The following is a 13,866-nucleotide window of genomic DNA, read 5'->3' as shown; positions in this document are numbered from 1 at the left end:
ATGGAGCCCCCCTCTGCCGGGCCGTCGGCCCTACGGAGTCCGCACCGGCAGCGCCCCGTCGCCCTCCGCGCGACGCGGCTCGGCGGCCGGCGACGGCGGCGCCTCCACCGGCGCGGGGCCTTCCGCCTCCACCGGCCCCGGCCCCGTCGCGACCGGCAGCAGCCCCAGCACCGCCCGCCGCTGCTCCTCGCCGGTGGCACTGTCGTACGGATCCGGGGTGGCCGGGACCTGGAGCCGGTGCACCGGACCCGCGCCCAGCCGGGCGTACCCGCGGCCCGGCGGCATGTCGCGGACCGGCGTGGTGTGCGGCGGCTCGCCCAGTACGGCGGTGACGTACTCGTGCGGCGCGGGACCGAGCACGACGCGCGCCCGGGCGAGGGACCACACGGGCTCGCCGAGCGCCTCCGCGCTGTCGCAGTGGTCGGCCACCACCACGGTGACGTTCGCCGCCCGGCCGTACCGCAGCGGCACCTGGAGCAGCTCCACCGGGTCTCGCCGCCCGTCGGCCGCCGCGAGCTGGCCGAGCACCGAGGGCCGGTCCAGGACGATCCACAGCGGCCGGTCGACGTCGTCGGGCAGCGCGCGGCCGTGCTGCCGCGACCGATTGGCGGCGATCAGCCGCCGCTCGGTCTCATGGGCGGCCCACTCCAGCATCGCCAGCGTCCCGGCCAGATCGCACTCCACGGCCAGCACCCCGGGCCGCCCGGTCAGGAACGCGTAGTCGCCCGTGCCGCCGCCGTCCACCACCGTGACGTCGCCGTGTTGCAGCACCTGGAGCACGATGGACCGCAGCAGCGTCGTCACGCCGCTGCCGGGCTGGCCGAGCGCCAGCAGATGCGGCTCAGAGGAGCGCGGGCCGGTGCGCCAGACCACCGGTGACGCGTCGCACCGCGCGCCGTCGTCGACGACCGGCAGCGTACGGGCCACATCGCCGGGGTCGGTGAACCCCAGGACCGTCTCGCCCTGCGCGGTGACGAAGCGCTGCGCGGAAATCCCCGTGGACAGCGGGGGCAGCACGGTCACTTGGAGCCGGTTGCCCTCCTCGTCCCAGTCGAAGAGGTACTCGCGGCCGCGCCCCGACTTCGCGTACAGCAACTGCTCGACACGGCGGCGGGATTCCGGGTCGCCGTCGGTGAAGTACGCGGGGTAGCGCAGCCGCAGCCGGACCAGCCGGCCGCCCTCGCCGAACGCGTGGTCCTCGAAGGCGGACGTCCACATCCCGCCGTACCGGTACAGCGGATCGCTGTCCTGCGGCACCGAGAAGTAGGGCACCAGCGCGTCGTAGAGCGTCTGGAGCCGCTCCGTTCCGGCGGTGTCCGGTGCGGCGGCGGCGACCGCCGCGCCCCGGCCGGCCCAGGCCGCCGCGCCCATCAGCCCGAGCAGCGCCAGCAGCGGTCCGTACGGGATCAGCGGGACGACGGCGAGGCAGGCGGCCGCGAGGAACAGCACGGGGCCGCGCCGGTCCTTCGGCGTACGGAGCCAGCCGCGTCGGGCCCGGGCCGCCAGCTCGCGCAGCCCGCGGGAGATGATCAGCAGCGGCAGCAGGACGTCGGCGGAGCCGTCGGCGAGGGCGCGGGGGAGCCGGGCACGTCGGGGGAGTCCGGGGAGCCGGGGGAGCGGTGGCCGGGGCACGTCAGATCTTGATTCCACCCAGCAGGTCGGCGAGGCTTGCCCCGCCCGCCTTGATGCTCGGGGCGATGGCGGTGCTGGCGAGGTAGAAGCCGAAGAGGGCGCACACGAGCATATGGGTCGGCTTCAGTCCGTCCTTGCGGAAGAACAGGAAGACGACCACGCCCAGCAGGACGACTCCGGAGATGGACAGAACCATGACGTTCTCCTGGCGAGTGGGGTGGTCACTGTTGGTGGTGTTTGGATCACAGCATGTATCCAATGGGTGAAAGGTGCAAATGGAGGAGGATGTTGATTTATCCGGTGAGTCAGCCAAGTGCGCCCAGGGTGCGTCGCGGGTCTGGCGCGGGTCTGCCGCGGGTGCGTCCGGGTGCCGGAACTCGCCGACCCGCGTCGGCTGACTGTCCGTAAGGTGGGGGCATGAGCGAACCGACCCCCGATCCCACCGAGCCCGCGCACGACCCCGAGGTACTCCAGCTCGCTTCCAAGGTCTTCGACCTCGCCCGGCATGGAGACACCGACACCCTCGCCGCCTACGTGGACGCGGGGGTGCCCGTCAACCTCACCAACGACAAGGGCGATTCACTGATCATGCTCGCGGCCTACCACGGGCACGCGGATGCCGTGGCGGCGCTGCTGGAGCGCGGCGCCGACCCGAACCGGACCAACGACCGCGGGCAGACGCCGCTGGCCGGGGCCGCGTTCAAGGGGGAAGCGGAGGTGCTGCGCCTGCTGCTCGCGCACGGCGCGGACCCGGCGGCCGGGAGCCCGTCGGCGATCGACACGGCCCGGATGTTCGACCGCAAGGATCTGCTGGAGCTGTTCGAGGCGCAGTGAGGGCGGCGGCGCAGCCGCGGGAGCGGGCCCGACGCCTCCTCGCGCCCGGCCGTCCGGCTGCCTCGTCCCGCCCGCTCGGCCGCCTTGTCGCGCCCGGCGCGGCGCCGGGCGGGGGTGCGGGGCCCGGCCGCCCGCCCGCAGCCCCCGGCCGCAGCCCCCGCCCACCCACCCGGGCCCGTAGCCTTGGGGCCATGGAGACCCCGGCTGCCCGCCGTGTGCGGGAGTGCGCGGCCATAGCGGACCGGACCTGCGATCGAGTCGAGGCCCTCGACCCCGCCCTGCACGCCTTCGTCGCGGAGCCCGCCCGGCGGGAGCGGCTGCGCGCGGAGGCGCGCACCGCGGCCGGGCGGTGGCAAGACCCCGACGCCGAGCCCCCGCTGTACGGCGTACCGGTCGGCGTCAAGGACATCGTGCACGTCGACGGGCTGCCCACCCGCGCGGGTTCCGAGCTGCCCGCCCAGGTGCTGACGGGCCCTCAAGCGACGCTGGTCAGCCGCCTCCGGGCGGCGGGCGCGCTGGTCGCGGGCAAGACCGTGACCGCCGAGTTCGCGGTGAGCGCCCCCGGTCCGACCCGCAACCCGCACCACCTCGGGCACACTCCCGGAGGGTCGAGTAGTGGGTCGGCGGCGGCGGTCGCGGCGGGCATGGTGCCCCTGGCGGTCGGAACCCAGACGGCGGGCTCGGTGATCCGTCCCGCGGCCTACTGCGGCGTCCTCGGCTTCAAGCCGACCCATGGCCGGATACCGGCGGACGGCGTCATCCCCAACGCGCCCACCCTGGACACGGTGGGGCTCCTCGCCGCGGACGCCGCCCTGCTGGCCCGCGCCGCCGGTGTGCTCTGTGACGCGTGGCGGCCCACCACTCGGACCCTCCCCCAGCTAACGCTGGGAGGTGCCCCCAGGCCCCGGCTCGCCGTCCCCGACGGGCCGTATCTGGACCGCGCCGGGGCCGAGGCGAGGGACGCCTTCGAGGAGCAGACCGCGCGGCTGTCCGCCGCCGGATTCGCCGTGCGCCGGGTGCCGTTCATGGCGGACTTCGAGGAGCTCGTCCGGCAGCAGTTCGCCGTCAACCGCTTCGAGATCGCCCGCAGCCACGCCGCCTGGTTCCCGCGATACGAGGCGCTCTACCGCCCGCAGACCGCGGCCGCCATCCGGCAGGGCCAGGGCGTCTCCGCCGAGGCGTACGCCGACGGGCTGCGCGAACGCGCGCGGTTCCGCGAGCGGTTGGGTGCCGTCATGACCGACGCGGGCGTCGACCTGTGGCTGGCCCCTTCGGCGACCGGGCCCGCGCCGGCAGGCCTGGAGAGCACCGGCGACGCCATCATGTGCATGCCGTGGAGCTTCGCCGGCGCGCCCGTCCTCGGGCTCCCCGCCGGGCGCGCGCGGGCCAACGGGCTGCCGCTCGGGTTGCAGTGCGTGGCCCGCCCCGGAGCCGACGAGCGACTGCTGGCATGGGCACCCGCCCTGGCGGCCGTCTTCGGCTGACCGTCTGTCTCCGGCACGACCGGAGACGGCGGAGGGGGCATCCGCGTACTCCGCGCACTCCGCGTACGGGGCGTCGTTCCCGCCCTCCCCGCCCTCCCCTCGGGGCGGCGCTGCGGCGCGTTCGCCGATGACCGTACGAGGATGGGGACATGACCGAGAACTTCCGTACCCATGTCCTTGACATCACCACCGGCCACAAGGAGACCGTGGTCGATCTCACCGCCGACTGCGAGGCGTTCCTGCGCGAGTGGGCGGGAGGCCGGGACGGGCTGCTCAACGTCTTCGTCCCGCACGCCACCGCCGGCCTGGCGGTCCTGGAGACGGGGGCGGGCAGCGACACCGACCTGCTGGCCGCGCTCCGCGACCTGCTGCCCGCCGACGACCGCTGGCGCCACCGGCACGGCAGCCCCGGCCACGGCCGCGACCACGTCCTGCCGGCCATCGTCCCGCCGCACGCCACACTGCCCGTCATCGGCGGCAGGCTGGCGCTCGGCACGTGGCAGTCGGTCTGCCTGGTCGACACCAATGTGGACAATGCCAACCGCCAGGTCCGGCTGAGCTTCCTGGGCTGAGCAAGCCCCGCGGTGGTGACGGGGGGCTCGCTCAGGCCGGGTCGGGCGGGAGGCGGCATGATGGGCATGCGCATCGCCGCAGGTCACGCACTGAACAGGAGCCCCGAACCATGGTCAACCGCCTCCGCCCTGCCCTGCGCCGCGTGCTGACGGCGTTGACTCTGTGCGGTGTGCTCACGGTGGCAGCGAGCGGATGCTCCGCGTCCGACGGCGAGCACGTCGGCACGTCGGAGAGGTCCCCCGCCGCCCCGCCGACCGCGAGACCGGGGAGCGCGGGCAAGGTGGTTCCGCCCGAGCCGGGCGTTGCCTTCGACTACCAGATCGGCGGTGCCTACGCGCCGCCGCCCGGCGTGCGCGCGGTCTCCCGCGACCGTGCCGCGAAGCCGGCGCCCAGGCTGTACAACATCTGCTACGTCAACGCCTTCCAGGCTCAGCCGGACGCCACCGGCTGGTGGCAGGCCCACCACCCCGACCTGCTGCTCCGCGACGCCAACGGCGCGTTGGTCGTCGACAAGGACTGGGACGAGGCCCTGCTGGACATCTCGACATCCGCCAAGCGCGAGCGGCTCGCCAAGATCGTGGGGGAGTGGATCGACGGCTGCGCCGCGGCCGGCTACCAGGCGGTCGAGGCCGACAACCTCGACTCGCACGAGCGGTCCAAGGGGCTTCTGACCGCCGATCACGACATGGCCTTCGGGAAGTTGCTCGTCGCCCGGGCCCACGCGGCCGGTCTGGCGATCGGCCAGAAGAACGCCGCCGGCCTGGCGCGGCAAGGACGGAGCCTCGGATTCGACTTCGCGGTCGCCGAGGAATGCGGACAGTACGACGAATGCGGCGATTACGCGAACGCATATGACGACCGGGTCTTCGTCATCGAATACCAGGCGGCGGGGCTCACCGCCGCCTGCGCGGCCTGGGGTGGAAGGCTGTCGGTGGTCCTGCGCGACGTGGACGTCGCCCCGGCCGGGGAAGCCGCGCACCGCCGCCGCACGTGCTGAGCGGACGCTCCCGGCCCGGTTGTCGGGCAGGTGCCGGGTCAGGGCAGTACTGTGACTCGATGAGCGAAAAGGCCCGCAAGCTGTTCAAAGCGCTGGACCTCAACGACGACGGCACCCTGACCCGTGAGGAAGTCATCACCGCCCTGCGTACCAAGGGCCCGACCCTTGCCGCCCAAGGCGACCTGCCGTTCTGGGGTCTGGGGGACGCCGACGCCTCCTCGGCCCTGTTCGACGCCGCCGACCAGGACGGCGACAGCGTGCTCACGTTCGAGGAGTTCGCCCGGGAGGTCGACCGCCGCTTCGGCTGGTAGGAGGGCGCCCGACTCCTCGGTGGCCCGAGCTGCGTCCCCGCCGCCGCCGACGCCGCCCGTCGGTCCGCCATGCCCCGCGAACGCGAACGCGAAGGCGGGCAAGCACAGTTCCCTACGTCGCCTACGTCGCCTACGTCGGAGAGCCCTTGCCCGGTCGTCCCTGCCGGGCGTCTCCGTCCGGTAGCGCGATGCCCGGACCGGCTTGCCGGGCCAGGGGGTTGGAGCCGATGGAGTTGTGGACGCTGAAGTTGACCGCGTCCGAGCGATAGCGGTCGTCGGACCACTCGACGGGCCGGCCCGTGTGCGTGGTGGTGACGCGCCGGACCCGGAGCAGGGGGCTGCCGCGGCGGAGGCCGAGGAGTTCGGCGTCCCGGGTGCCGGCCGCCACGGCGTCGATCAGGTGCTCCCCGTAGGTGAACACGAGTCCCGTGCTGTCGTAGAGCCGTTGGGTGACCGACTCGCAGTCCGGTTCGATGTGCTCGACATCCGGGGCGATCCAGTCCGCGTAGACGGTGCGCTCCAGCAGGACGCGTTCACCGTCGAGGCTGCGGACGCGCAGCACCTGGAGGACTTCGGCGCCGTCCCCCAGGTGCAGCCGGGCGGCGTCCTCGGCGGTTGCCGGGCGGCGGCGGCTGGAGATCACCAGACCGGTGGGGGTGCGGCCCAGGGAGTGTGCCCACTGGGCGAAGCTGCACAGTTCGGCGAAGCTCTGGCCGCGCCGGCTGGCCAGGACGACGCGACGGGCCCCCTGGCGGGAGCCGATCAGTCCCTCGGAGGTCAGAGCCGCGATCGCCTGCCGCACGGTGCCGCGTGAGACCCTGTACTCGGTCGCGAGTTGGGATTCGGACGGCAGGAGGGCGCCGACGGCGTACTCCTCGCCGTCGATGGCGCGCCTGAGTGCGTTGGCGATCTCCTCGTGGCGTGCCCCCACCGGCTCCCCCTTCGCTCGACACTTGCGCGACACTTCGCCGTTGTGTGCGCATTTCACCGCATCACGGTCAGCCTAACCGAGCCTTGCGGCCATCCGCTGGTCGCGGGTGGCGACAGGATCGCACTCCGTGAGCGGCTGGTCGAAGCGGGCCTGATCGACTTCTCGTAGGGCATGAATCTTGTTCTCGTGTTCACCTTCCGTTCACCGATGCCGGGCCTACTGAGCCCCAACTTGTTCAGACAAGTTGTCGGCATCGCGCAGGCGACCGCTCGTATCGACCCGTATCGAGGAGACATCGTGATCACGTTCCGGAACAGACGGGCGGCCCTTCCCAAGCCGGCCGCCCTGACCTGCGGCCTCGCCGCCACCGCTCTCCTCCTGAGCGCGTGCGGCGGGTCGGGGGACTCCGGTACGGGCGACGCCGAGAACGTGGCGACCGCGACCTCGATGGAGGAGGCCGGCGGCTTGGACTCCCTCGTCGCGGCAGCCCAGAAGGAGGGCACGCTCAACGCGATCGCCCTGCCGCGCGACTGGGCCAACTACGGGCAGTTGATCGACGGCTTCACCGACAAGTACGGGATCAAGGTGAAGGTCGAGAACCCGGACGGCTCCAGCGAGGACGAGGTCCGCGCCATCACCTCCCGCAAGGGCCAGAGCGGGGCCCCGGATGTGGTCGACCTCGGCAGCTCCTTCGCCATCGGCGCCGCCGAGAAGGGCCTGCTCGCCCCGTACCGGGTCGCCGCCTTCGACGACATCCCCGAGGGCCAGAAGGACCCCAAGGCCCGCTGGTACAACGACTACGGCGGCTACATCTCCATCGGCTGCGACGCCAAGCGGGTCCAGCGCTGCCCGACGACCTTCGCCGAGCTGCTCAAGCCCGACTACGCGGGGAAGATCGGCCTGAACGGCGACCCGACCAAGTCCGGAGCCGCCTTCGCCGCCGTCTACGCGGCCTCCCTGGCCAACGGCGGCTCCTTCGCCGACATCCAGCCGGGACTGGACTTCTTCGCCGAGCTGAAGAAGAAGGGCAACTACAACCCGGTCGAGGCCACCGCCGCCACCATCAAGGCGGGGGAGACGTCGATCATCATCGACTGGGACTACCTCAACGCCGGCTATGCCGAGCAGTTCAAGACCAAGGGCGTGGACTGGCAGGTCGCGGTTCCCGACGACGGCCAGTTCGCCCAGTACTACTCGCAGGCGATCAACAAGGACGCACCGCACCCCGCCGCGGCCCGGCTGTGGCAGGAGTACGTATACAGCGCCGAGGGGCAGAACACCTACCTCTACGGCTTCGCCCGCCCGGCGCTGATGATCGCGATGGCCAAGAACGGCACCCTGGACCGGGACGCCGCGTCCAAGCTGCCGCCGGTGATCGGCGTCCCGTCCTTCCCCAGCGAGGCCCAGCAGGCCCAGGCCAAGCAGACCGTGGCCCGGGGCTGGAGCAAGGCCATCTCTGGCTGACGCCGCCCTCGGTTCCGCTGCCCGCGGCCGGCGGCTCGCCGTCCACGGGCAGCGGACGGCGCAGGGGCTGTCCGCCGCCCTGTTCTTCCGGCTCAGGCTCCGTCCTGGTGGAGTCGGTCCAGGGCGGCCAGTTCGTCCTCGGAGAGGCGCAGCGCGCCGGCGGCCACGTTGGCGACCAGGTGATCGGGGTTGCCGGTACCGGGGATGGCCAGCACATGCGGCCCGCGGTGCAGCGTCCACGCCAGCCGCACCTGCGCCACGCTCACCCCGTGCGCCCGCGCGACGGCGAGCACCTCCTCGCTGTCGGCGCCGCTCGCGCCCGCCTCGCGTCCCGCACCGGCGACCGCGTAGAACGGTACGAACGCGACTCCCTGCTCACCGCAGCTCCGCACGAACTCGTCGTGCTCGGGCCGCACGCCGATGCCGTACATGTTCTGGACGCAGACCACCGGCGCGATGGCCTGCGCCTCGGCGAGGTGTTCGGGGGTGACGTTGGAGACGCCCAGGTGGCGGATGAGCCCGGCGTCGCGTAGTTCGGCCAGGGCGCCGAAGCGCTCGGCGATCGAATCGGTTCCGACGACGCGCAGGTTGACCACGTCGAGGTGGTCACGGCCGAGCTGGCGCAGGTTCTCCTCGACCTGGCCGCGCAGCTGCTCCGGCGTCCTCGCATGCGCCGCCCACTGCCCTGACGCGTCCCGGCACGGCCCGACCTTGGTGGCGATGACGAGATCGTCCGGGTAGGGGGCGAGTGCCCGGTTGATCAGCTCGTTGGCGGAGCGCAGCGGCGAGAAGTAGAACGCGGCGGTGTCGATGTGGTTCACCCCGAGCTCAACGGCGCGGCGCAGCACGCCGATCGCCTCGCCGCGGTCGCGTGGCACGGCGTCGGCCGAGAGCGCCGCGCCGGTCTGCGGCAGGCGCATCGTGCCGAATCCGATGCGGTTGATCTCCAGGTCGCCGCCGAGCTTCCAGGTGCCTGACGCGGCCGCGTTGATCGTTTGTGAGGTCATGCCGCAATGATCTCCCCGCTGTAGGCTGACGGCCATTCATTAAGGAATATGTGAATCCTGGGTGGGGTGGCCGTCCTGGCGGAGCTGGCGTTCTCGGCGAGTGATCTGGCGCAGATGCGGTTCGCCATCTCGCCGATGTGGGAGGTCGGGACCAGCTTCCGGCTGCTGAGCTCCGGGGCCGCGCATCCCGTGCACCGGCCCTGGGCCGAGCAGGTGCGGCCGCGGGTGGCGGCCGCCGGGCTCGACCGGGGGTGGCTCGCCGAGCTCATCCCGCCCTCGGGCTACGTTCCCGACTTCCTCAACCCGGCACCCGCCGGCCCGGCCCCCACACTCGCCGAGGAGTTGGCCGGGATCCTGGCCGCTCCCGTGGCCCGCGTACGCCAGGACCTCGACCGCCTGAGGGACGACCAGGGGCGTCGCGGCCCCCGGTTGCGGACCCTGTACGCCGAGCCGCGGGCCCGCCTGGCGCGGGTCGCGGAAGAGATCGAGACGTACTGGGAGCTGGCGCTGGCCCCCTACTGGGCGCGGATCCGGACCGTGCTCGACGCCGACGTCCTCCACCGGGCCCGGCAGGTCGCCGAGCAGGGCACGGGCCGCCTCTTCAACGATCTGCACCCCTCGGTGAGCTGGGACGACAACGCGCTGCGACTGGCCCTCCGGCAGCGGCCTCTGCCCCGCAAGGCGGCGGGCGCGGGGCTGCTGCTGATTCCCTCGGCCTTCACCGGACCGGGCCCGTTCACCCGCGTGACGCTTCCGGACCCGCCGCAACTCGCCTACCCGGCGCGCGGCGTCGGCTCACTGTGGGAACCCCGGCCGCTGGCCGGCACCGGCGCCATCGCCGCCGTACTCGGCCGCTCGCGGACCCTGCTGCTGACCGAACTGGAGACCCCGGCCTCCACCACCGAACTGGCCCGCCGTACGGGGCTCTCCCCGCCCGGGGCGTCCCAGTACCTCACCGCGCTGCGCGACGCGGGCCTGGTCAGCGCCCACCGGGCAGGCCGCTCAGTGCTCTACGCCCGCACCTCCGTCGCCGAATCCCTCCTCGCCGCCGCGCGCGGCGGCCGGGGCGACAGGCCCTGACGGCAGGGTGCTCCGGCCGGACTCGGTCCGGCCGGAGCGTCGGGTCCGCTCAGTGGTCTCGGGCCCTGAACCGAGGCAGGCCGGACGTCAGTCCTGCTGCGCCTCGGGCGAGAGCTCGCGCCACTTCACCGCGGACTTGGTGCGGAACGACCAGTCGAGCATCTTCTTGGCGTCCGTGTAGCGGTTGGTGTCGTTGAGGATGACGCCCACCACCGTGCGGTCGCCGCGCTTCGCGGCGAACACCAGGCACTTGCCGGCCGCGGTGCCGGTGCCGGTCTTTATGCCGATGGCACCCCGGTACGACCCGAGCAGCTTGTTGGTGTTCTCCCAGGAGTAGATCCGGGTCCTGCCGTTGGCCGCCGGGGCCTTCTGCTTGGTGAACGTCGTCTTCACGACCGTGCCGAACGTGGAGTCGCCGATCGCGTGCCGGGCCAGCTTCGCCAGGTCCCGCGGCGTGCTGAAGTTGCGGTTACTCGACGAGATGCCGTCGAAGGAGTCGAACTGGGTCTTCGTCATCCCCAGTGCCTTGGCCTTGCTGTTCATCTTGGAGACGAACGACTTGGTGCGCTTGGCCATGGTGTCGCCGGTGCCGAAGGTGTCCGCGAGCGCGTAGGCGGCGTCGCAGCCCGACGGGAGCATCAGCGCGTACAGCAACTGCCGCACGGTGAGCTTGTCGCCGGTCTTCAGATCGGCCGTGCTGGCACCCTGACGGGTGACGTAGTCACGGTACGCCTTCTTGACGGTGACCTTCTTGTTCAGGTTCACCCCCTTGGTGTCGAGTACCACGACCGCGGTCATGATCTTGGTGGTGCTCGCCATCTGGCGCTTGGTGTCGGCGCCCTTGGCCCACAGCTGCTTGTCGGACCCGCTGTCCAGCAGGTACGCGCCCTTCGCCGTGACGCCGGACGGGCTGCTGGTCGCCGCTTCGGCGGTGGCGGTCGGCAGCACCACTGACAGGGCCGCGGTCGAGGCTATGACCGTCGCTCCCCAGCGGCGCATCGCCCTGCCCCCACATGCTCGTTCCATATGCGCTCCGTTCTCCGAATGGATGGAATTGGGCGAGCGCATAGTCTCATCCGGTCAAATCCGAAATCTCCACGGGGGCGGTGGCCCACCGTCAGGAGTGCGCGTACGAGGGGCGGATGCGGGGGCCGGTCCGCGAGTCCACAGAGCGGGTCGCCGGGTCAGAGCGGGCGGCGGGCGCGGGCCGCGGCGGCGCGGCCGATCTCGTCGACGAGCGGCAGCACGCGGTACGCCACGCGCTCGCGCAGCGCCATCTCGGTGCGGGTGCGCACCACGCCCGGCAACCGGATCAGCCGCTGGATCACGTCCTCCAGATGCTCGTTGTCCCGCGCCACGACCCGCGTCAGCAGATCGCCCCCGCCGGTGATCGAGAACGCCTCGATGATCTCCGGCACCGCGGCCAGGGCGTCACCGACGTCGTCCAGATGCCCCTGCGTGACCTCGATGTGGACGAACGCCAGCACCGGATGGCCGAGGGCCGCGGGCGAGAGGTAGGGGCCGGAGCCGGTGATCACGCCGTCCCGCTCCAGCCGGTCCAGCCTGGCTTGCAGGGTGCCGCGGGCGATGCCCAGCATGCGGGCGTACTCCCGGACGCTGGTGCGGGGCTGCTCCAGCAGCAGACGCAGGATCCTCGCGTCGAGCGCGTCCACCGGCGCCGGGTCCACCGCCGACATGGGCCAACGGCCTCCCTCTGGTCGGATCATCTCGCATCTGACTGTACCAATGGCACACCTGCGGCTGCATCGGTTGAGCCATCGTCCCTGCGGATGCTTTCCTTCCGTTAACAATGGCGTTGCGGGGAGTCCTCGCAACGCCTTTTCCATGCCGGAAACAGTTTTCCCACGTCGGAAACAGCGCGTATCAGAGGATTCAGGTGAGCAGGGGGCGTTCGGCGACAGTGCTGCAACGGATGTTCGTGACTCCGGACCCGGGCCGGCTGCGGCTGCGTACCTCGGCGCGGGCCGTCGTCGGCGTCGGCCTGGCGGTGACCGCCACCGTGCTGTGCGGGCTGTCCTTGGCCGCCTCGATCACCGCGGGGCTCGCCGCGATGCTGGCGCTGTTCACCGTCGCCGACCCGACCGTACGCCGCCAGGCCGCCACCACCGCGCTGCTGCCACTGGTCGGGTTCCCCGTGCTCGCGGTGGCCACCGCGCTGCACGAGCTGCCGCTGCTGCGGGACGCCGCCTTCCTCGCCGTGGTCTTCTGCGGGGTCGCGGCCCGCCGCTGGGGTCCGCGCGGCAACGCGCTGGGCATCTTCGCGTTCATGATGTTCTTCGCCACCCAGTTCCTCCACGCGGTCCCCGGCCAGCTGCCCCAGCTGTACGCGGCCGTGGCCGTCGCCCTGCTGGCGGTGGCGGGCGTCAGGTTCGGCGCCTGGTGCGTCGAGCGCCGCAACCCGCCGCCCGCCGCCCCCGCCCCGCCGACCGGGCGCCGCCTGGCGCACCCGGCGACCCGGCAGGCGTTCCAGGCCACCGCTGCCTGCGCGTTCGCCCTCGCCATCGGGCAGGCGCTCTCCGGCGAGCGCTGGTACTGGGCCGTCGGCGCCGCCTGGTGGATCTTCGTCAACACCGCCTCGCGCGGGGAGACGCTCGTGCGCGGGTTCCGCCGGATCGTCGGCACGGTCTGCGGCATCGCGGCCGGGCTGGTGGTCGCCGTACCGCTGCACGGCGCGCCCGCGCCCACCGTCGCGCTGATCGCCGTCTGCGTGTTCGGGATCTTCTACACCGCGGCCCCGTCGTACAGCTGGATGATGTTCTTCGTCACCGTGATGGCCGCCCTGCTGTACGGGCTGCTGGGCGTGCTGCACCCGGGGCTGCTGGCGCTGCGCTTCGGGCAGACCGCCGTCGGCGCGCTCGGCGCGGCACTGGCCGTCGCGACCGTCCTGCCGATCACCACCCACGCCGCGACCGACGCGTGGATCCAGCGCGCCCTGAACTGCGTACGGCGCTGCACCGCGGCGGCCGCGCGGCGGCTCGCGGGCGACGCGACCGCCGACCCCGCTCCCGACGTCGCCGAACTGGAACTCCTGCTGGCCCGGGTGCGGCTCTCCCTCGCCCCGCTGCTGCACCCGCTCAGCCCGCTGCGCGCCCGCAAGGACCGGGCCCGCGCCGTCATGGTGCTCCTCGACGACTGCGCCCGGCAGGTGCGCGGGCTCGCCGAGACGGCCGCCGACCCCGACGCCTCCCACGACGCGCGGCTGACCGCGGCCTGCCAGCGGGTGGAGGCGGCGGTCCACCGGCTGACCTCGCCCGGCTGCGAACCGTCGCCCGCGTCCGCCGCCCTCACGGCCGACGCGCACCACCACCCGGGGGCGGAGCGGGCGCTGGCCCATCTGCACGGGCTGGAGACGGCACTGACCGGCCTGGCCGCGCCGCTGGGCGCGGCCAGGTAGCCGAGGGCCGGGGCGGCTCCCGGCCTGGCCCCGCCTCGGGCCTCAGAACGCCGAATGGGGCCCTCCGCGACGCGGAGGGCCCCATTCCGTGCAAGGTGCGCTGAGCGAGCGCGTACGGCTCGCACAGCGGCTCGTACA

General features: G+C 72.8%; 14 protein-coding genes. 8 read left to right on the top strand and 6 right to left on the bottom strand.

The window, feature by feature from the left end; genetic code table 11:
• Positions 1-30: 30 nt before the first annotated feature.
• Both ACQUSR_RS04075 and ACQUSR_RS04070 read right to left on the bottom strand, forming a co-directional pair.
• Positions 31-1,632, bottom strand: a complete 1,602-nt coding sequence (locus tag ACQUSR_RS04075; protein WP_431041148.1) for a hypothetical protein — start codon at positions 1,630-1,632, stop codon at positions 31-33.
• A 1-nt stretch (position 1,633) separates the two neighbouring features.
• The gene (locus ACQUSR_RS04070) at positions 1,634-1,828 is read right to left on the bottom strand and encodes a hypothetical protein (protein ID WP_431041147.1); all 195 of its coding nucleotides are present in this window, start codon (positions 1,826-1,828) and stop codon (positions 1,634-1,636) included.
• A gap of 221 nt (positions 1,829-2,049) precedes the next feature.
• On the opposite strand from ACQUSR_RS04070, the gene ACQUSR_RS04065 reads away from it, so the two are divergent.
• The 5 genes from ACQUSR_RS04065 (at position 2,050) to ACQUSR_RS04045 (ending at position 5,831) form a co-directional block, all read left to right on the top strand.
• The gene (locus tag ACQUSR_RS04065) at positions 2,050-2,466 is read left to right on the top strand and encodes an ankyrin repeat domain-containing protein (RefSeq protein WP_431041146.1); all 417 of its coding nucleotides are present in this window, start codon (positions 2,050-2,052) and stop codon (positions 2,464-2,466) included.
• A 191-nt stretch (positions 2,467-2,657) separates the two neighbouring features.
• Positions 2,658-3,950, top strand: a complete 1,293-nt coding sequence (locus tag ACQUSR_RS04060) for an amidase (protein WP_431041145.1) — start codon at positions 2,658-2,660, stop codon at positions 3,948-3,950.
• Between the two features lie 149 nt (positions 3,951-4,099).
• On the top strand, positions 4,100-4,522 hold the full coding sequence (locus ACQUSR_RS04055) for a secondary thiamine-phosphate synthase enzyme YjbQ (RefSeq protein WP_431041144.1): 423 nt from the start codon (positions 4,100-4,102) through the stop codon (positions 4,520-4,522).
• 110 nt (positions 4,523-4,632) lie between these two features.
• Positions 4,633-5,520, top strand: coding sequence for an endo alpha-1,4 polygalactosaminidase (locus ACQUSR_RS04050; protein WP_431041143.1), 888 nt, complete (start codon positions 4,633-4,635; stop codon positions 5,518-5,520).
• Positions 5,521-5,579: 59 nt separating this feature from the next.
• Complete coding sequence (locus ACQUSR_RS04045) at positions 5,580-5,831, top strand: EF-hand domain-containing protein (protein WP_431041142.1); 252 nt, start codon at positions 5,580-5,582, stop codon at positions 5,829-5,831.
• Positions 5,832-5,961: 130 nt separating this feature from the next.
• Here the strand turns inward: ACQUSR_RS04045 and ACQUSR_RS04040 are convergent, their stop codons facing one another.
• On the bottom strand, positions 5,962-6,762 hold the full coding sequence (locus tag ACQUSR_RS04040) for a GntR family transcriptional regulator (protein WP_431041141.1): 801 nt from the start codon (positions 6,760-6,762) through the stop codon (positions 5,962-5,964).
• Between the two features lie 300 nt (positions 6,763-7,062).
• Between ACQUSR_RS04040 and ACQUSR_RS04035 the strand changes: the two genes are divergently transcribed.
• Positions 7,063-8,226 (top strand): ABC transporter substrate-binding protein, encoded by a 1,164-nt coding sequence (locus ACQUSR_RS04035; protein ID WP_431047363.1) that lies wholly within the window; start codon positions 7,063-7,065, stop codon positions 8,224-8,226.
• Between the two features lie 92 nt (positions 8,227-8,318).
• On the opposite strand, the gene ACQUSR_RS04030 is transcribed toward ACQUSR_RS04035, so the two are convergent.
• A complete protein-coding gene (locus tag ACQUSR_RS04030; protein WP_431041140.1) occupies positions 8,319-9,233 on the bottom strand; it encodes an aldo/keto reductase in 915 nt (304 codons plus the stop codon).
• Positions 9,234-9,347: 114 nt separating this feature from the next.
• On the opposite strand from ACQUSR_RS04030, the gene ACQUSR_RS04025 reads away from it, so the two are divergent.
• On the top strand, positions 9,348-10,313 hold the full coding sequence (locus tag ACQUSR_RS04025; protein WP_431047361.1) for an ArsR family transcriptional regulator: 966 nt from the start codon (positions 9,348-9,350) through the stop codon (positions 10,311-10,313).
• A gap of 87 nt (positions 10,314-10,400) precedes the next feature.
• Here ACQUSR_RS04025 and ACQUSR_RS04020 read toward each other — a convergent pair whose 3' ends face one another.
• Both ACQUSR_RS04020 and ACQUSR_RS04015 read right to left on the bottom strand, forming a co-directional pair.
• The gene (locus ACQUSR_RS04020; protein WP_431041139.1) at positions 10,401-11,339 is read right to left on the bottom strand and encodes a D-alanyl-D-alanine carboxypeptidase family protein; all 939 of its coding nucleotides are present in this window, start codon (positions 11,337-11,339) and stop codon (positions 10,401-10,403) included.
• 158 nt (positions 11,340-11,497) lie between these two features.
• Positions 11,498-12,010: an Lrp/AsnC family transcriptional regulator gene (locus ACQUSR_RS04015; protein WP_431041138.1), complete on the bottom strand. Its 513-nt coding sequence runs from the start codon at positions 12,008-12,010 to the stop codon at positions 11,498-11,500.
• A 236-nt stretch (positions 12,011-12,246) separates the two neighbouring features.
• Between ACQUSR_RS04015 and ACQUSR_RS04010 the strand changes: the two genes are divergently transcribed.
• Positions 12,247-13,728, top strand: coding sequence for an FUSC family protein (locus ACQUSR_RS04010; RefSeq protein ID WP_431047359.1), 1,482 nt, complete (start codon positions 12,247-12,249; stop codon positions 13,726-13,728).
• The last annotated feature ends 138 nt before the right edge of the window (positions 13,729-13,866 follow it).

Source organism: Streptomyces sp. P1-3 (genome assembly GCF_050613155.1).
In the GTDB taxonomy this organism is placed as follows: Bacteria; Actinomycetota; Actinomycetes; order Streptomycetales; family Streptomycetaceae; genus Streptomyces.
Note: the sequence above shows the minus strand (reverse complement) of the source record. Positions and strands in the feature narration are given on the sequence as shown.